Origin of the sequence: Parabacteroides hominis (assembly GCF_014287585.1) — a bacterium.
In the GTDB taxonomy this organism is placed as follows: domain Bacteria; phylum Bacteroidota; class Bacteroidia; order Bacteroidales; family Tannerellaceae; genus Parabacteroides; species Parabacteroides hominis.
Window position 1 is genome coordinate 42,207 of record NZ_JACOOJ010000024.1, and the last position, 16,363, is coordinate 58,569.

The window sequence follows — 16,363 nt, forward strand, 5'->3', positions numbered from 1 at the left end:
AAAAATGGAAAACACTCGTCGTTCATTCCTGAAAAAGATGACCGCTGCCGGAATCGGTACAGCTGGTCTTGCATTAAGTAGTAACGCCGCTGCTGCTACAGTTACAACAGAAACAAGTGCGGAAAAGAAAAAGAAACCTGCCGGCAAAGACGATGGCAAGTTGCGCTTCGGTTTTATCGGTACAGGTTCCCGTTGTCACGAACATATCAACAACGTATTGTCTATCCCCGGAAACAAGATCGTGGCTATCTGCGATATCCAGGCTGGTCCGATCCAGCGTACACTGGATCATATCGCCAAGTTCAATGTTCCGGCTCCGAAGGTATATACAGGTAGCGAACGTGAATTTGAAAAGATGTTGAACAACGAAGAATTCGATTGTGTCATCATCGCCAGCCCGTGGGAATGGCACGTGCCGATGTCGGTTGCAGCCATGAAAGCAGGTGTTCCTTATGTCGGCGTGGAAGTGTCCGCTGCCAATACGCTGGAAGAATGCTGGGATCTGGTCAACGTATCGGAAGCTACGGGAAGCCATCTGAACATCATGGAAAACGTTTGCTATCGTCGCGATTGTATGGCTGCTTTGAATATGGTTCGTCAGGGCCTGTTCGGTGAATTGCTGCATGCGACTTGCGGTTATGAACATGACTTGCGCGAAGTGAAATTCAATGACGGACAGCACTACAACTATGTACCGGGAAGTGGCGACTTGCGTATGGGCCCGACTGCTTTTGCTGAAGCTCAGTGGCGTACGAATCATTCCGTACACCGTAATGGCGATATCTATCCGACTCACGGCATCGGTCCGGTTGCAAACTGTTTGGATATTAACCGTGGTAACCGTTTTATGTCTTTGTCTGCAATGGCAACTCAGCCGCGTGGCCTGCATAAGTTCATTGTTGACAATGGCGGTGCAAACCATCCGTTGGCAAAGGTTAACTTCAACCTGGGCGATATCGTAACTTCCATGATTAAATGTTCTAATGGACAGACAGTCATCGTGACTCATGATACGAATTCTCCTCGTCCTTATTCTCTGGGCTTCCGTATTCAGGGTACTGAAGGTTTGTGGATGAACGATGGCGACCATGTATATGTTCAGGGCAAATCCAAACCTCACCGTTGGGATGATTCAGAAGAATGGTTCAAGAAATACGATCATACTTTGTGGTCTAAACACGAGGCCGAAGCTGCTCAGGCCGGACACGGTGGTATGGACTACGTGATGATGTTCGACTTGATCAATGCCATCCATAATAAGAAACCGGCTCCTATGGACTGTTACGATGCTGCTGCATGGAGTGCTATTTCCGGTTTGTCTGAAATGTCTATCGCCCGTGGCGGCGCATTGGTTGACTTCCCCGACTTTACTCGTGGACAGTGGATTCACCGTAAACCGGCATTTGCTTTGTCTGAATAAGAAAAACTGAAATATCTATTAAAAGGCTATCGGGTTCCGGTAGCCTTTTTTTGTGTTCGCCCAGCACGAACGTATTCTGACAGGTGTGTAGTCTCTTTGATCCACCATTATCTGAATGCCGGAGTAATGTTAGGCCATAAGTTTAGTATTTTCTTTTCGAAACACCTATGTTTTCAAAACGAAGATACTTTCCATTAATGATGGAACAAACGTACGCCTGTGAATGCCATTGCGATGCCGTATTTGTCACACGTGTCGATCACATGGTCGTCACGGACGGAACCGCCTGCCTGTGCGATATAATCTACGCCGCTCTTATGTGCCCGTTCGATATTGTCACCGAAGGGGAAGAATGCGTCGGAACCCAATGAAACGCCTTTCAACGTGTCCAGCCAGGCACGTTTTTCTTCACGTGTCAGGATTTCAGGCTTTTCAGTGAAGAACTGCTGCCAGATACCGTCGGCCAAAACATCTTCGTGATCGTCGCTGATGTAGACGTCGATCGTGTTGTCGCGGTCTGCACGGCGAATCTTCTCGATCCAAGGCAGGTTCATTACTTTCGGATGCTGGCGCAAGTACCAGATATCCGCTTTATTGCCTGCCAGGCGGGTACAGTGGATACGGCTTTGTTGGCCGGCTCCGATACCGATTGCCTGTCCGTCCTTGACGTAGCAGACTGAGTTGCTTTGTGTATATTTCAGCGTGATAAGGGCGATGATCAGGTCGCGCTTCGCTTCGTCCGGGAAGTTTTTGTTGTGGGTCGGGATGTTGGTCAGCAGGCTTTCGTCCAGCTTGATCTCGTTACGTCCCTGTTCGAATGTGATGCCGAAAACATCTTTGTGCTCGATGGAGGCAGGGCGGTAGGCCGGATCGATTTTGATGACATTGTAAGTGCCTTTCCGTTTGTTCTTCAGGATTTCAAGTGCCTCCGGCGTATAGTCGGGAGCAATGACGCCGTCGGAAACTTCGCGGTTGATAAGGCGTGCAGTCGCTTCGTCGCATGTGTCGCTGAGTGCGATGAAGTCGCCGTAAGACGACATGCGGTCGGCACCGCGGGCGCGGGCATAGGCGGTTGCAAGCGGAGTAAGCGGAAGGTCATCCACAAAATAGATCTTTTTCAACGTATCGCTCATCTCTATTCCCACGGCGGCTCCTGCCGGGCTTACGTGTTTGAAGGAAGCGGCGGCAGGCAGCCCGGTTACTTCTTTCAGTTCTTTTACTAATTGCCAACTGTTGAAGGCATCCAGGAAGTTGATATATCCGGGACGTCCGTTCAGGACTTTTATGGGCAATTCCCCTTGTTGCATGAAAATGCGCGACGGCTTCTGGTTGGGGTTGCAGCCGTACTTGAGTTCTAATTCTTTTGCCATTGTTTATGCTTTAGTGTTTTTGCAGTTTACATGAATAGCCGTTTATATTCCCCTTCGAAGTTGGGTGTGAAAACTCCTTTCCCTATATTTTCGAGGATTTCGGCAGGGGACCAGAAACGTCCGCCGTCCAGTTCGGAAGGGTCGGGGGTGACCGGACCCTCGTAAGTGGTGCGGTAGGTGTTGACCAACTCTTTTTCTATAGCCGATTCGAATACATAACGGGTGATGAATTGCGGGATGAAATCTGTTATCCCCAATTCTTCCCGTACTTCCCGGCGAAGGGCTTCTTCGACCGTCTCTCCGTAGTCGATATGGCCTCCCACGGCCGTATCCCATTTACCGGGTTGGATATCTTTGTTCATCGAACGCTTTTGCAGGTAGAGGTCGCCTGCCTCATTGAAAATATGCAGGTGCACTACCGGATGTAACATCTTCGATCCGCTATGACACTCCTTGCGGGTAGCTTTTCCTATTGTCTCCCCTTCCTCATTAACCAAAGGGAACCATTCTTCTTTCATAAATCAATAATTAATGAACAAATATAGGGAAACTTTTAAGATTCGTCTTGAAATCGTAACCAATTTAATTGTTACTTTTGTCAGATACAAAATAAAGAGGAGTTGACTATGACGAAATCAACAATGGCTATGGAAGCTGAAAAAGCGGAATTGGCAAGAATCATATTGGCTCTGGATGATATGGAACTAGTAAAGAAAGTGGAAGCATCCATCAAACGTATTACCACTTCAAAAGAAGATCCTTTCTTTACCAATCCTGCGAATCTTGCTCATTTTCATAAATCTGTGAAGCAGAGGGAGAATGGAGAGCGGTCGAGGATGACAAAATGATTGCGGTGGTACAAGCAAAAGATCACTACGGTGACAGATAAAGATGCTCTTACTGTTTGCTAATAACCTTGACCAACTCCTCGTCCGATAATCCTTCCCCATAAGTGGCATAGTCCATGCGGAAAGTACAACCACTCTTATATTCGGAACAGCCGTAAGCTGTTTTACCACGCAGGATGCTGCCTTTCTTGCAGATCGGGCATATCGGCTTCGCGGGAACGTTTTTTTCTTCCGGTTGACTGGCTGTCTTTTCCTTTTTGGCACGCGGCTTGCGCGGTTTCTTTTCTTTCGGCTCTTTTTCGGATTGGGGCTTTTCCGGGGCGGCCTGCTCGATCGTGATGGTGCGTCCCGTCTGGTCGGAGAGGACGTTGATCACTACCTGGTGGACCATCTGCTTAAGCTCTTCGAGGAAAGTACGGGCCTCGTAAGTGCCCCGTTCGATCTGGCGGAGTTTCTTTTCCCAGAGACCGGTCAGTTCGGCGCTTTTCAACAGCTCTTCCTGTATCGTACCGATGAGCTCCACACCGGTAGCCGTAGGGAACAGGTTCTTGCGTTCCTTGCGGATATAATTGCGTTTGAACAACGTCTCGATGATGGCGGCGCGGGTGGAAGGACGACCTATGCCGTTTTCCTTTAATGCGTCTCGCAATTCGTCGTTGTCAACAAGTTTACCTGCGGTTTCCATGGCGCGGAGCAACGTCGCTTCGGTGTAGGGTTTGGGCGGCTGTGTCCATTTTTCGCCTAATGTCGGTTTGTGGGGGCCGCTTTCTCCTTTTACGAAATCCGGCAATACGCCTTCTTCGTCTGACAGTTCGGCATCCGGGTCCTTCTGCTCTGCTCCGAACACGACGCGCCATCCCGGTTTCAGTATTTGTTTGCCTGTTACCTTGAAATCCACTTTGCCGACTTTGCCCAATACCGTAGTAGTCGAGATTTCGCAGTCCGGATAGAAAGCCGCGATGAAACGGCGGGCGACCAGGTCGTACACCTTCCGTTCGTTGTCTGTCAGGTTACGTGCCGGTACGCCGGTCGGGATGATGGCATGGTGGTCCGTCACCTTCGAGTTGTCGAATACACGTTTGTCTTTCCGTATCTTCGCTTTCAGCAGCGGGGCTGTCAGGTCGGCGTAGTCGACCAGGCCGCTTAGCGTGTTGGGGACTTTCGGATAGATGTCGTCACTCAGGAAAGTGGTATCGACACGCGGATAAGTCGTCACTTTCTTTTCGTATAGTGATTGGATCAACTTCAACGTATCGTCTGCCGTGAAAGCAAATTTTTTATTGCATTCCACCTGTAGCGAAGTCAGGTCGAAGAGGCGGGGAGCATATTCCTTGCCTTTCTTTTCAGATATGTCGGTGACGGTGAAATCCTCTTGCCGGGCTATTTCCAGGAAGGCTTCCCCTTCTTCCTTCTTCGTGAATTTGCCTTTGGTGGCCGAGAAGGTCGTATTCCGGTAGACTGTTTTCAGTTCCCAATAGGGTTCCGGCTTGAAGTTGTCTATTTCGGCCTGCCGGTTTACGATCAGTGCAAGGGTAGGCGTTTGTACCCGTCCGATGGAGAGCACTTGCCGGTTCTGCCCGTAGCGGAGCGTGTAGAGGCGCGTCGCATTCATCCCTAACAGCCAGTCGCCGATGGCACGGGAAAGGCCGGCCTCATACAACTTGGTGAAATCGGACTGTTCTTTCAGGTGTTGGAAACCTTCGCGGATCGCTTCTTCTGTCAACGAGGATATCCACAGGCGGTAGACCGGACATTTGCAGCCGGCCTTTTGCATCACCCAACGCTGGATCAGTTCTCCTTCCTGGCCGGCATCCCCGCAGTTGATGACCATTTCGGCGTTCTGCATCAACTCTTCGATTGTTTTGAATTGCTGTTCGTATGTCGGGTTGCTGATCAGCTTGATTCCGAACCGGGGCGGGATCATCGGAAGGGAAGCCAGGCTCCATCGTTTCCAGTTGTCCGAATAATCGTTGGGTTCTTTAAGAGTGCACAGATGTCCGAAAGTCCAGGTTACTTGATACCCGTTTCCTTCAATATACCCGTTCATCCTTTTGGTCGCCCCGAGTACTTCTGCAATTTCGCGCGCTACACTGGGCTTTTCAGCTATACATACCTTCATCCGTAAAACACTCTTTTTTTAAATAAACATACAAAAATACGTTTTCCCGATGACTTTCCGAAATCATATGTATGATTTTGCCTTATCTTCGTTATCATCTTTGGTCTCGTATCCGGCCTGCCGACCGGATGCGGGAAGAACTTGGCGATAATTTGACCCGTATGAAGGAAAAAGAACAGCGGGAACCTGAGATGGTTTCCCGCTGATGGTAAGATTATATGAAGATATGATTTGTAAGGAGGTGTGTCGTAACTGCCCTGTTCATTTTATTTGATTCAGATTTATTTTATCGTTACAACCAGCGGCTCTTTCAGATTTTGTGCGAATTTCTGTACATAATCGAACCATTTGCCGGAATTTTCAAAACCCCATTTGCTCCAACCGGCACCACTGTAATATGTATAGCTGCTACCGGGATTGTAGGTGCTGTAAGCCAAAACATGCCCGTCTGCACCGCGTTCCGCCTTTTCTTTGTCGGAGAATGTAACAGCTTTAGCTTCATTGACTTTTTCCGGGAATACGGCTGCTACATAAATTTGTCCGTTTGCAGGATCAACAGGGTCGGCATAGGCGATGTAACCTTTCTCAGCGTCGGCCTGGTAGTCTTCGCTCGGCTCGTGCAAAACGATACCGGTCACAACCGGAGTCGATTCAGTCAGATTATCGTAAGTGATTGTGAATTTATTCATCTGGGAACCAGCGTCGAGAGAGATCACACGGGTTTCGATTACATTATTGTTCCCTTTTACGGTCAAGGGATTGTAAACCAGCTTGACTGTGAAACGCAGGGGGCCATTGTCCAGAATCTGGTAGTCTTTGTAACAATACGGATAAACGATTGAGTCGTTTGCCAGCAAGGCAGAGGTTCCGGCACCTAAGGTCGGGCCTACCTTATAGTAATCCAATCCGTTACCATGATCGATATGATAGGAAACAGATTCGGCCAACTGCTGTGCAGCTTTCGGATCGGTCTTGCGCAGTTCTGCAATCTTAGCTCTTGTTTCCGGATCAAGTTCGGTTTTGTAACGCATGTCGACGATCGGTTCGGATACACATTTTACCCAGATATCGCAACCATAAGCTTTCTCGCCGGTAGCCTGCAAAGCCGGACCGTAGGTGCGGAAGGCGATGCGGTCGTTTTCCCAGGCAACATCGTCCACACGTTCGGGATATTGTTTACCACAGGCGATTGTCTTGAACGCTTCGGGTGTTCCAGGTGCGATCTTGTAGGTCACATTTTCGCCGGCCTTAACGGAAACAGGGAAAATGATCTTGTTGTCATACGTTACCTGATAGGGTACTTGCGAACCAGTATTGTCAGAAATGACGAATGTCTCACCTTTCATTTTGTCAATAGCGTCCGAAGTGATTTCGGTGATTTCGTTCGTGCGGTCCGTGGCAGACGGATTGCTGATGGTTATCTCGACCACTTTCTCCTGCGTGCACGCAAACGCGGAGGCCGCTAATAATAAACTGAAAATCTTTTTCATAAATTTGTTATGTGTTTAATTTTAATATATTCGTTGATGCCGGTTTCTCAAAATCCGGTTGTAAAAGTAGGGAATATTCGTTAAGTTTTCAAAAGTAACCATCAGTTTGTTGAGTCGATTTCGGAAATTATCCGCCTGAATGAAGAAATTCGTTCCGGAAACTGGAATCTTTTCCTCATTCTTTTATTTCTTTTGCGGATAACGGACGATCTCGAACGGTACTCGAACGGAAACGCCGCGCTTCATCAGTTCCGACAGGTTCGGGTACATACGTTTCTTGAATGATTCCCAGTCGCGATGTTCCATCTGTGTCCATCCGGCTTCGGCAAGTGCCAGACCGCGAGGATACGTCATATAGGTGACGCGGTTGATGTCAGGCATCGCTTCTGCCCACAATGTACCGTTTACACCTGCGATATGAGCTTGTTGGCTGGCGGGCAGACCGTAGCCTGGGTCGAACTGGTAAGTGGTTTCCAGCGTAGTGACCGGCATTCCCCAGTTGTTGAACTCCGGAAAATCGTTCTTATATTGCGGATAATCGAGGTACGTGTATTCTCCCGGTGCCATAATCAGTGTATTTCCGTGACGCGCGGTCAGTTCCGTACATAGCGGTGTCAGGCCGTAACGCCAGGTTATCAGGACTGCGTCTTTCGGATAGTCGAACAGATATTCGTGCGCCGGCATGCGGATATTGTCCAGTTCACACCATAACATCGGTTTTTTACCGTTTTCGCGTACGACAGGCAGAATCTTGCCGAAGAAGTAGTTCATTAACTCGGTCGGTTTCGTATAACCCAACTGTTTCATAAGCGAACGGCAGTGTTCGCATTTGCCCCAGTTCGCATCGATAATCGCTTCATCTCCTCCTAAATGGATATAGGGGGCAGGGAAGATGGAGGCTACTTCTGTCAGGATATCCTTATATAAGGTATATACATTGTCGTTATTGGCACAAAGCATCAGGTTGACGGTCTCGCCGACAATCTTGGGAATGGTGTCGGTATGGCTGCAACCCAATTCGGGATAAGCGGCCAGTACGGCTACCGTATGTCCGGGAATATCCAGCTCAGGAATGATCTGAACATTCCGTTCGGCTGCATAATGCACCAAATCCTTTAATTCTTCCTGCGTATAAAATTCCCCTTTCCCGGTCAGCCGGGGATGTTTCTTTATTTCGATACGCCAGCCTTGGTCGTCTGTCAGGTGTAGTTGCAATACATTATATTTATATCGTATCATCTGGTCGATATAGAACTTCACATCTTCGACCGGCAGGAAATGACGTGCCGGATCCAACATCAGCGAACGGTAACCGAAACGGGGTTGATCGTCGATTTCGACCGGTGCGATCTTTCCTGATAAAGTCCGGCATACATCTCCCAGCAGAATCTGATCCAGGGTCATAAGCCCGTACAGGATGGCGCCCTGTGTTGCTCCTTTAATGGCAACGGTTCCCTCAGATACGGATAGCTGGTAGTGTTCATCCCCTTTGACCGAAGGATCCAGCATGAGGCGAATGACGGAGCTACCGGATCCGGAAGAGGATAGGGCAAGCGTTTTCCCTGTTCTTTCCCGCAGGATATCTTTTAGCTCTGCAATGCAAAAGGCATCCTCCGGCAGATTCGTTTGTATGGTTGTCTTACCGCTTATGACGAAATCTTTCTTACCCTCGATTTGTTTGACCTGGTTCGGCATAGGAAGTAATGCCGACAAATTGTTCTGTGCCGACAAACACCCGGCAAACAGCAACATACATGTGATGAGTTTGTACTTTTTCATGGATTTATTTTTGACATTTGCAATGCAAAGTTACTACAAAAAAGTGAAATGCGGAAAGATATAGTGATAGAATTGAGTTACAAGGGTTTTGGTTGAAGTGGCGATAATCCGTGAAGCCATTACAATCCCTGCCGAAGCCAAATCCTGACGCCGCTACGTTACTTGTTCGTAACCATGCCCGAAAATGCGACAAACGGGTACGAATAGCGAAACAAGGCTCTAAGGAATAGTGAGTTATCCATAACTCATGCGAAAAATCAGGTTACGGAAAAAGATTGCGCCGTTCCTCCCCGTTTTGCGTACCAACACCGGACTCTTCACCAACTAATTTTGAAACCCAAAAATTAAGGACAATGAAGAGTACATTTTCAGTAATCTACTACCTCAAGCGTCAGGTAGTGAAAAAGGACGGGACAGTTCCCGTCATGGGACGCATCACGGTGGACGGCAGCCAGACACAGTTCAGCTGCAAACTGACTGTCGATCCGAAACTGTGGGACACCAAAGGTGGACGTGTCACGGGCAGAAGCACGGCGGCACTCGAAACGAACCGTATGCTTGACAAGATGCGGGTACGCATCAACAGGCATTATCAGGAAATCATGGAGCGTGACAACTTCGTCACGGCGGAGAAGGTGAAGAACGCCTTTCTCGGACTGGAACACCGCTACCACACGCTGATGCAGGTGTTCCGCCAGCACAACGAGGACTACGAGAAGCAGGTGGAGGCAGGCATGAAAGCCAAAGGCACGCTGCTGAAGTACCGCACCGTTTACAAGCACATGCAAGAGTTCCTCGACATCCGCTACCATGTGAAGGACATCGCCCTAAAAGAGCTTACCCCGGCTTTCATCTCCGACTTCGAGATGTTCCTGCGCACGGACAAGCACTGCTGCACCAATACCGTGTGGCTGTACGTCTGCCCGTTACGGACGATGGTATTCATCGCCATCAACAACGAGTGGCTGACGCGCGACCCGTTCCGCGAGTATGAAATCAAGAAGGAGGAAACAACACGCAGTTTCCTGACCAAAGATGAGATCCGCCTGCTGATGGAGGGGAAACTGAAAAACGCCAAACAGGAATTGTACCGCGACCTCTACCTGTTCTGCGCCTTCACGGGGCTGTCGTTCGCGGATATGCGCAACCTTACGGAAGAGAATATCCGCACCTACTTCGACGAACACGAGTGGATAAACATCAACCGCCAGAAAACGGGCGTGGTGTCCAACATCCGCCTGCTCGACATCGCCAACCGCATAATCGGCAAATACCGGGGACTGTGCGGGGACGGCAGGATATTTCCCGTTCCGCATTATAACACGTGCCTTGCCGGTATCCGTGCCGTCGCCAAGCGTTGCGGCATCACCAAGCATATCACGTGGCATCAGAGCCGCCACACGGCAGCCACGACGATATTCCTCTCCAACGGTGTTCCCATCGAAACGGTCAGCTCCATGCTCGGACACAAGAGCATAAAGACGACGCAGATTTACGCAAAGATAACCAAAGAGAAGCTCAATCAGGACATGGAGAACCTTGCCGCAAGATTGAACGGCGTCGAGGAATTTGCAGGTTGCACCATCTAAAAAGAAAAGCCATGAAACGTGACACAATCATCATCGAGGACAAGGCAGTCAGCGTAACCGGTAACGACGTGTGGATGACCGCCACCGAAATAGCCGGATTGTTCCATACGACCGTCCCGGCAGTGAACGCCGCCATCAGAGCCGTCCGCAAGTCGGACGTGCTGAACGACTACGAGGTGTGCCGCTACATGCAGCTTGAAAACGGGCTGCACGCGGACGTGTACGCCCTTGAAATCATCATCCCGGTCGCTTTCAGGGTGAATACCTACAACACCCACCTGTTCCGCACATGGCTGGTGGGAAAGGCACTCTCACAAGAGAAACGGCAGACATACGTGATGTTCATACAGAACGGAAAAGCCGGGTATTGCTGATTGCACATACCCCATAAGACAAGTAAACGGGTAGCACCACAAAAGGTGTCACCCGTTTACTTTTTCATGAAACCGCCTCACTCCAGCGGCTTGCGGTAGTTCGCTTCCAGTACCCCGCGCAGCCCCGTTTCCGGGTAAAGCACCTTCCCTCCCAAAAGTATGAAGGGCAACACGCGGTTGTTGCGGTATTCCTGCAAGGTGCGCCGGCTCACACGGAGCAGTTCCGACACCTCGCCGTCCGTCAGGTAACGTTCCCCGTCCAGCGGAGGACGGTAGCTTTCCAGAAATGCGGACAGCCATTTCGAGCCTTTGCGCATATCCTGCACCACAGAGGCTATCGGCTCGTCTTCCATCGTAAAAACATCGTTGTTCTCGTTCATCATAACTTCGGATTCAGTGGGTGAATAAATCAAATCATCTGCCGTGCGGATAGAGCGTGCCGACAAGCGGTATCAGCCGCTTCACCTCCTCTGGCTTGTAATAGAACCTGCGGTTTATCTGCGAGTAGCCGATAAGCCGCCTGTCACGCAGCGTCTGCAACGTGCGCGGGCTTATTCTCAACTGCCCGCAGACCTCCTCGCCCGTGAGCCATCTTTCCATGCGCCCCGTGTCGCTTTTGCGCCTCAGGGCGGCGACCTTCTCCGAGAGTGCGCCGAATGCCGCCACCATCATCTCGAAAGTCTTTTTCTCGATAGATACTATTTCCATATTCATGTCATTTAGAGTTTGCCGCAAAGGTAACGAAACGGCATACAAGACGTATCGTTTTCCGCTGAAAGGCTGCCTGTTGCGCCGTTTGACCGGGTTACGGAGCCATCTTCCGCAAAAATCTTACGTGAGTCACGTAGTGAGTTGTTAAAGCCCCTTTTGTTTATTGCCGAATTTTGTCGCAGAAACAAAAAGAAAGGACTGAACATGAAAGTGATAACAATGGAAAGTTCCGCCTACAAGGAGATGATGGCGCAGATTGCGAACATCGCAGGGTACATCCGCGAGGCAAGGGACGAGAAGAAACGGAAGCGGGAAACCGAAGACAAGCTGCTTGACACGGCACAGGCGGCGAAGATGCTCAACGTGAGCAAGCGCACCATGCAGCGTATGCGCACCGACCACCGTATCGAGTATGTGGTGGTACGCGGAAGCTGCCGCTACCGCCTTTCCGAGATACTGCGGCTATTGGAGGACAACACAGTAAGGAACGAGGAAGGGACAATAGACACCCTGTTCCACAACCACACGCTGCGCACGGGCGGCAAACCAAAAGGAAGGAGGACATAGGTCATGGAACTGCTCACACGAAACAACTTCGAGGGCTGGATGCAGAAGCTGATGGAACGGCTCGACCGTCAGGACGAACTGCTGCTGGCGATGAAGGCTGAGGGGAAACAGCCCACTATCACGGAAAGCATCCGCCTTTTCGACAATCAGGATTTGTGCATGTTGCTCCAGATAAGCAAACGCACCCTCCAACGCTACCGCAGCGTAGGCGCATTGCCCTACAAGACGCTGGGCAAGAAGACCTATTACAGCGAGGAGGACGTGCTGACATTCCTTTCCAACCATATCAAGGACTTCAAAAAGGAAGATATAGCCTTCTACAAGGCTCGTATCCATAATTTCTTTCATAAATAACCCATTAAAACATTTTTCAGATGGCAAAGAAAAAAGACGAAAAGGACGTGCTGGTAGTCCGTGACGAGAAGACAGGCGAGATCAGCGTGGTAGCCGGGCTGAACGCGGACGGCACACCCAAGCGCACCCCCGCAAAAGCGGAGAACGCGCAGAGTTTCCTGCAATTCGACCGACATGGCGACGTGCTGGACAACTTCTTCAAGAACTTCTTCCGGCAGTGCAAGGAACCCAGCCGCTTCGGTTTCTACCGCATTGCGGCAGACCAAGCTGAAAATCTCTTAGAGGTGATGAAGCAACTGCTGAAAGACCCCGAAGCGAACAAGGAGCTGCTCGCCCCTCACAAGGTGGACACCTCCGACTATGAGAAGAAGGTGCAGGAAGAGATGGCAGCACAACAGACAGAGAAACAAGAACCTCAAAAACAGGAGAACATGGAACAACGGAAAGAACAGCAACAGGACAAATCCGAACAGATGCAGGGCAAACGTGGCTACCAGCCCATCGACGAGAGTAAAATCAACTGGCAGGAGCTGGAGGACAGATGGGGCGTAAAGCGGGACAACCTTGAAAAGTCCGGCGACCTTACGAAGATGCTCAACTATGGCAAGTCCGACTTGGTAAAGGTCAAACCGACCTTCGGCGGCGAATCATTCGAGCTGGACGCCCGCCTCTCCTTCAAGAAGGACGGTGAGGGAAACATCAGCCTCGTGCCGCACTTCATCCGCAAGGAGCAGAAGCTGGATGAGTACAAGGAACACAAATTCTCCGACAATGACCGGAAGAACCTCCGCGAAACGGGCAATCTCGGTAGGGTCGTGGACATTGTGGACAGGGAAACGGGCGAGATCATCCCCTCCTACATCAGCATCGACCGCAAGACGAATGAAATCACGGACATTCCGGCAAGCAGGGTGCGCATCCCGGAGCGCATCGGCAAGACGGAAATCACCACGCAGGAGCGGGACATGCTCCGCGCCGGACTGCCCGTACGCGACAAGCTCATCGAGCGCAACGACGGCAGAAAGTTCGTCACCACCCTGCAAGTGAACGTGGAGCAGCGCGGCGTGGAGTTCGTGCCGGGAACCGGCAAGTCGCCCCGTACCGCACAGACACAGGAAACCAAAGGCGACACATCGAAAAGTCAGGCGCAGGGCGGGGAAAATGCCGCACAGACCAAGAAGGAGCAACGCCGCAACACGTGGACGAACGAGGACGGCAGCATCCGCCCCATCAGCAAATGGAGCGGCGTGAGCTTCACCGACCAGCAGAAAGCCGACTATGTGGCGGGTAAAGCCGTGAAGCTGGAGAACGTGACCGACAAGCAGGGCTTCCATGCCACGATGTATATCAAGTTCAACCCGGAGAAGGGACGCCCGTACCGCTACGACACGAACCCTGACAATGCACAGCAGGTTGCTCCGTCCAACGAGAGCCGCACGCAGGTGGCGGTGAACAACGATGGCAAGACCAACGAGGCTACAAAGAATCTGAGAGAGCCGTTGCAGAAAGGTCAGACCAACCCGAAGGACGCCCGCCAGCAACAGCAGCAGGAGAAGCCGCAGAAGAAAACGGGCAAGGGCATGAAAATGTAATCCCGTGTCCGCCACTGAATCCAAAATAAAATCCAAAGTATCAACAAAAAAGAAGAAGACATGAAGACAATCATTGCAGAAAAGCCCTCCGTGGCACGTGAAATCGCCCGCATCGTGGGCGCGACAAAGAGAGAGGAAGGATATTTCGAGGGAGGCGGTTATGCCGTGACATGGGCATTCGGACACCTCGTTCAGCTTGCCATGCCCGACGGCTACGGCGTGCGCGGATTTGTCCGTGACAACCTCCCGATTATTCCCGACACATTCACGCTCGTCCCCCGTCAGGTCAGGACGGAGAAAGGTTACAAGCCCGACAGCGGCGTGGTGTCGCAGATAAAAGTCATCAAAAGACTGTTCGACACAAGCGAACATATCATCGTGGCGACCGATGCCGGACGCGAGGGAGAGCTTATCTTCCGCTACCTCTACCACTATACGGGTTGCACCACTCCTTTCGTGCGCCTGTGGATCAGCTCTCTCACCGACAAAGCTATCCGCGAGGGACTGCGGAAACTCGAAGACGGCAGCAAATACGACAACCTCTACCTCGCCGCCAAAGCGCGGAGCGAATCCGACTGGCTCGTGGGCATCAACGGCACACAGGCGTTATCCATCGCCGCCGGACACGGCACGTATTCCGTGGGGCGGGTGCAGACACCAACGTTGGCTATGGTATGTGAACGCTACTGGGAGAACCGCCGCTTTACGTCCGAAGCATTCTGGCAGCTCCATATCGCAACGGACGGTTGCGACGGCGAAGTCGTGAAATTCTCATCCTCCGAGAAATGGAAAGAGAAAGAACCGGCGATGGAACTATATAATAAGGTAAAGGCGGCAGGTTGCGCCACTGTCACGAAAGCCGAGCGCAAGGAGAAGACGGAGGAAACTCCCTTGCTCTACGACCTGACCACGCTCCAGAAAGAAGCCAACGCCAAGCACGGCTTCACGGCGGAACAGACGCTTGAAATCGCGCAGAAACTCTACGAAAAGAAGTTGATAACCTATCCGAGAACGGGAAGCCGCTACATCCCCGAAGACGTGTTTGCCGAAATTCCCAAACTGCTCGCTTTCATCGGCACACAGCCCGAATGGAAAGACAAGGTGCGGGCAAAAGCCGCCCCGACACGCCGCAGCGTGGACGACGGCAAGGTGACAGACCACCATGCCCTGCTCGTCACGGGTGAGAAACCGCTCTTCCTCTCCAAAGAGGACAATACCATCTATCAGATGATTGCCGGGCGCATGGTCGAGGCATTCTCTGAGAAATGCGTCAAGGATGTGACCACTGTCACGGCGGAATGTGCCGGAGTGGAGTTTACCGTAAAAGGCAGCGTCGTGAAGCAAACCGGATGGCGTGCCGTCTATGGCGAGGAAAAAGAGGAAATTACCATCCCCGGCTGGCAGGAAGGCGACACGCTGACACCGAAAGGCTCGTCCATTACCGAAGGAAAGACCAAACCCAAGCCGCTGCATACCGAAGCCACCCTGCTCTCGGCAATGGAAACGGCGGGCAAGGAAATTGAGGACGACGCACTGCGGCAGGCGATGAAGGACTGTGGCATCGGTACTCCCGCCACACGCGCCTCCATCATCGAAACGCTTTTCAAGCGCGGTTACATGGAACGCTGCAAGAAGTCGCTTGTTCCCACCGAAAAAGGACTTGCCCTCAATTCCGTCGTCAAGACGATGCGCATCGCCGATGTTGCCATGACGGGCGAATGGGAAAAGGAGCTGGCGCGTATCGAGCGCGGGGAACTGTCCGACGACACCTTCCGCAAGGAGATAGAGGCGTACACACGTGAGATAACCTCCGAACTGATCTCGTGCGACAAGCTCTTCGGCAGCCGTGACTCCGGCTGCGCGTGTCCCAAGTGTGGCACGGGCAGGATGCGGTTCTACGGCAAGGTGGTACGCTGCGACAACACGGAGTGCGGACTGCCCGTGTTCCGGCTGAAAGCGGGACGCACCCTGTCCGACGATGAAATCAAAGACCTGCTCACCGAAGGGCATACCAAGCTGCTCAAAGGGTTCAAGAGCAAACAGGGCAAGAGTTTCGATGCTGTTGTCGCCTTTGACGGGGAATATAACACGACTTTTGTGTTCCCGGAGGCTAAAAAGGACAAGAAATTTTCAGGACGGAAGAAATAGTA

16 protein-coding genes are annotated in these 16,363 nt (G+C 51.3%); 9 read left to right on the forward strand and 7 right to left on the reverse strand.

Going from position 1 to position 16,363, the window contains the following annotated elements; all coding sequences use genetic code 11:
* Positions 1-4 precede the first annotated feature (4 nt).
* Positions 5-1,420 (forward strand): Gfo/Idh/MocA family protein, encoded by a 1,416-nt coding sequence (locus H8S65_RS13385; RefSeq protein WP_186930452.1) that lies wholly within the window; start codon positions 5-7, stop codon positions 1,418-1,420.
* A 194-nt stretch (positions 1,421-1,614) separates the two neighbouring features.
* On the opposite strand, the gene H8S65_RS13390 is transcribed toward H8S65_RS13385, so the two are convergent.
* Complete coding sequence (locus H8S65_RS13390; RefSeq protein ID WP_186930453.1) at positions 1,615-2,790, reverse strand: phosphoribosylaminoimidazolecarboxamide formyltransferase; 1,176 nt, start codon at positions 2,788-2,790, stop codon at positions 1,615-1,617.
* 26 nt (positions 2,791-2,816) lie between these two features.
* The gene (locus H8S65_RS13395) at positions 2,817-3,308 is read right to left on the reverse strand and encodes an NUDIX hydrolase (protein WP_186930454.1); all 492 of its coding nucleotides are present in this window, start codon (positions 3,306-3,308) and stop codon (positions 2,817-2,819) included.
* Positions 3,309-3,416: 108 nt separating this feature from the next.
* Here H8S65_RS13395 and H8S65_RS13400 point away from each other — a divergent pair, with 108 nt between their 5' ends.
* The gene (locus tag H8S65_RS13400) at positions 3,417-3,638 is read left to right on the forward strand and encodes a hypothetical protein (protein ID WP_186930455.1); all 222 of its coding nucleotides are present in this window, start codon (positions 3,417-3,419) and stop codon (positions 3,636-3,638) included.
* A gap of 49 nt (positions 3,639-3,687) precedes the next feature.
* On the opposite strand, the gene H8S65_RS13405 is transcribed toward H8S65_RS13400, so the two are convergent.
* Positions 3,688-5,757 (reverse strand): DNA topoisomerase 3, encoded by a 2,070-nt coding sequence (locus H8S65_RS13405; protein WP_186930456.1) that lies wholly within the window; start codon positions 5,755-5,757, stop codon positions 3,688-3,690.
* A 71-nt stretch (positions 5,758-5,828) separates the two neighbouring features.
* On the opposite strand from H8S65_RS13405, the gene H8S65_RS21095 reads away from it, so the two are divergent.
* Positions 5,829-5,963, forward strand: coding sequence for a hypothetical protein (locus H8S65_RS21095; RefSeq protein WP_255489220.1), 135 nt, complete (start codon positions 5,829-5,831; stop codon positions 5,961-5,963).
* 75 nt (positions 5,964-6,038) lie between these two features.
* Here the strand turns inward: H8S65_RS21095 and H8S65_RS13410 are convergent, their stop codons facing one another.
* Positions 6,039-7,247: a BT3233 family polysaccharide utilization protein gene (locus H8S65_RS13410; protein ID WP_186930457.1), complete on the reverse strand. Its 1,209-nt coding sequence runs from the start codon at positions 7,245-7,247 to the stop codon at positions 6,039-6,041.
* A 183-nt stretch (positions 7,248-7,430) separates the two neighbouring features.
* Complete coding sequence (locus H8S65_RS13415) at positions 7,431-9,026, reverse strand: beta-N-acetylhexosaminidase (protein WP_186930458.1); 1,596 nt, start codon at positions 9,024-9,026, stop codon at positions 7,431-7,433.
* A 353-nt stretch (positions 9,027-9,379) separates the two neighbouring features.
* Here H8S65_RS13415 and H8S65_RS13420 point away from each other — a divergent pair, with 353 nt between their 5' ends.
* Both H8S65_RS13420 and H8S65_RS13425 read left to right on the forward strand, forming a co-directional pair.
* The gene (locus tag H8S65_RS13420; RefSeq protein ID WP_004291422.1) at positions 9,380-10,615 is read left to right on the forward strand and encodes a site-specific integrase; all 1,236 of its coding nucleotides are present in this window, start codon (positions 9,380-9,382) and stop codon (positions 10,613-10,615) included.
* Positions 10,616-10,626: 11 nt separating this feature from the next.
* Positions 10,627-10,989 (forward strand): hypothetical protein, encoded by a 363-nt coding sequence (locus H8S65_RS13425; RefSeq protein ID WP_004291423.1) that lies wholly within the window; start codon positions 10,627-10,629, stop codon positions 10,987-10,989.
* Between the two features lie 77 nt (positions 10,990-11,066).
* On the opposite strand, the gene H8S65_RS13430 is transcribed toward H8S65_RS13425, so the two are convergent.
* Positions 11,067-11,372, reverse strand: a complete 306-nt coding sequence (locus H8S65_RS13430; protein WP_004291424.1) for a helix-turn-helix domain-containing protein — start codon at positions 11,370-11,372, stop codon at positions 11,067-11,069.
* A gap of 31 nt (positions 11,373-11,403) precedes the next feature.
* Complete coding sequence (locus H8S65_RS13435) at positions 11,404-11,703, reverse strand: helix-turn-helix domain-containing protein (RefSeq protein ID WP_004291426.1); 300 nt, start codon at positions 11,701-11,703, stop codon at positions 11,404-11,406.
* Positions 11,704-11,841: 138 nt separating this feature from the next.
* Between H8S65_RS13435 and H8S65_RS13440 the strand changes: the two genes are divergently transcribed.
* From H8S65_RS13440 to H8S65_RS13455, 4 genes are read left to right on the forward strand one after another with little or no spacing between them, the layout of a single operon-like run.
* The gene (locus tag H8S65_RS13440) at positions 11,842-12,267 is read left to right on the forward strand and encodes a helix-turn-helix domain-containing protein (RefSeq protein WP_004291432.1); all 426 of its coding nucleotides are present in this window, start codon (positions 11,842-11,844) and stop codon (positions 12,265-12,267) included.
* A 3-nt stretch (positions 12,268-12,270) separates the two neighbouring features.
* Entirely contained in the window at positions 12,271-12,621 is a 351-nt protein-coding gene (locus tag H8S65_RS13445) for a helix-turn-helix domain-containing protein (RefSeq protein ID WP_004291454.1), read from the forward strand.
* 20 nt (positions 12,622-12,641) lie between these two features.
* Entirely contained in the window at positions 12,642-14,213 is a 1,572-nt protein-coding gene (locus H8S65_RS13450; RefSeq protein ID WP_004291455.1) for a DUF3945 domain-containing protein, read from the forward strand.
* 60 nt (positions 14,214-14,273) lie between these two features.
* Complete coding sequence (locus H8S65_RS13455) at positions 14,274-16,361, forward strand: type IA DNA topoisomerase (protein WP_004291456.1); 2,088 nt, start codon at positions 14,274-14,276, stop codon at positions 16,359-16,361.
* Positions 16,362-16,363: the final 2 nt, after the last annotated feature.

Excerpts from the sequence above, each read along its gene's own strand:
- H8S65_RS13445 (WP_004291454.1), top strand. The coding sequence starts at position 12,271 with ATGGAACTGCTCACACGAAACAACTTCGAGGGCTGGATGCAGAAGCTG.
- H8S65_RS13415 (WP_186930458.1), bottom strand. The coding sequence starts at position 9,026 with ATGAAAAAGTACAAACTCATCACATGTATGTTGCTGTTTGCCGGGTGT.
- H8S65_RS13430 (WP_004291424.1), bottom strand. The coding sequence starts at position 11,372 with ATGATGAACGAGAACAACGATGTTTTTACGATGGAAGACGAGCCGATA.
- H8S65_RS13425 (WP_004291423.1), top strand. The coding sequence starts at position 10,627 with ATGAAACGTGACACAATCATCATCGAGGACAAGGCAGTCAGCGTAACC.
- H8S65_RS13395 (WP_186930454.1), bottom strand. The coding sequence starts at position 3,308 with ATGAAAGAAGAATGGTTCCCTTTGGTTAATGAGGAAGGGGAGACAATA.
- H8S65_RS13410 (WP_186930457.1), bottom strand. The coding sequence starts at position 7,247 with ATGAAAAAGATTTTCAGTTTATTATTAGCGGCCTCCGCGTTTGCGTGC.
- H8S65_RS13455 (WP_004291456.1), top strand. The coding sequence starts at position 14,274 with ATGAAGACAATCATTGCAGAAAAGCCCTCCGTGGCACGTGAAATCGCC.
- H8S65_RS13420 (WP_004291422.1), top strand. The coding sequence starts at position 9,380 with ATGAAGAGTACATTTTCAGTAATCTACTACCTCAAGCGTCAGGTAGTG.
- H8S65_RS13385 (WP_186930452.1), top strand. The coding sequence starts at position 5 with ATGGAAAACACTCGTCGTTCATTCCTGAAAAAGATGACCGCTGCCGGA.
- H8S65_RS21095 (WP_255489220.1), top strand. The coding sequence starts at position 5,829 with ATGATTTTGCCTTATCTTCGTTATCATCTTTGGTCTCGTATCCGGCCT.
- H8S65_RS13435 (WP_004291426.1), bottom strand. The coding sequence starts at position 11,703 with ATGAATATGGAAATAGTATCTATCGAGAAAAAGACTTTCGAGATGATG.
- H8S65_RS13400 (WP_186930455.1), top strand. The coding sequence starts at position 3,417 with ATGACGAAATCAACAATGGCTATGGAAGCTGAAAAAGCGGAATTGGCA.
- H8S65_RS13450 (WP_004291455.1), top strand. The coding sequence starts at position 12,642 with ATGGCAAAGAAAAAAGACGAAAAGGACGTGCTGGTAGTCCGTGACGAG.
- H8S65_RS13390 (WP_186930453.1), bottom strand. The coding sequence starts at position 2,790 with ATGGCAAAAGAATTAGAACTCAAGTACGGCTGCAACCCCAACCAGAAG.
- H8S65_RS13405 (WP_186930456.1), bottom strand. The coding sequence starts at position 5,757 with ATGAAGGTATGTATAGCTGAAAAGCCCAGTGTAGCGCGCGAAATTGCA.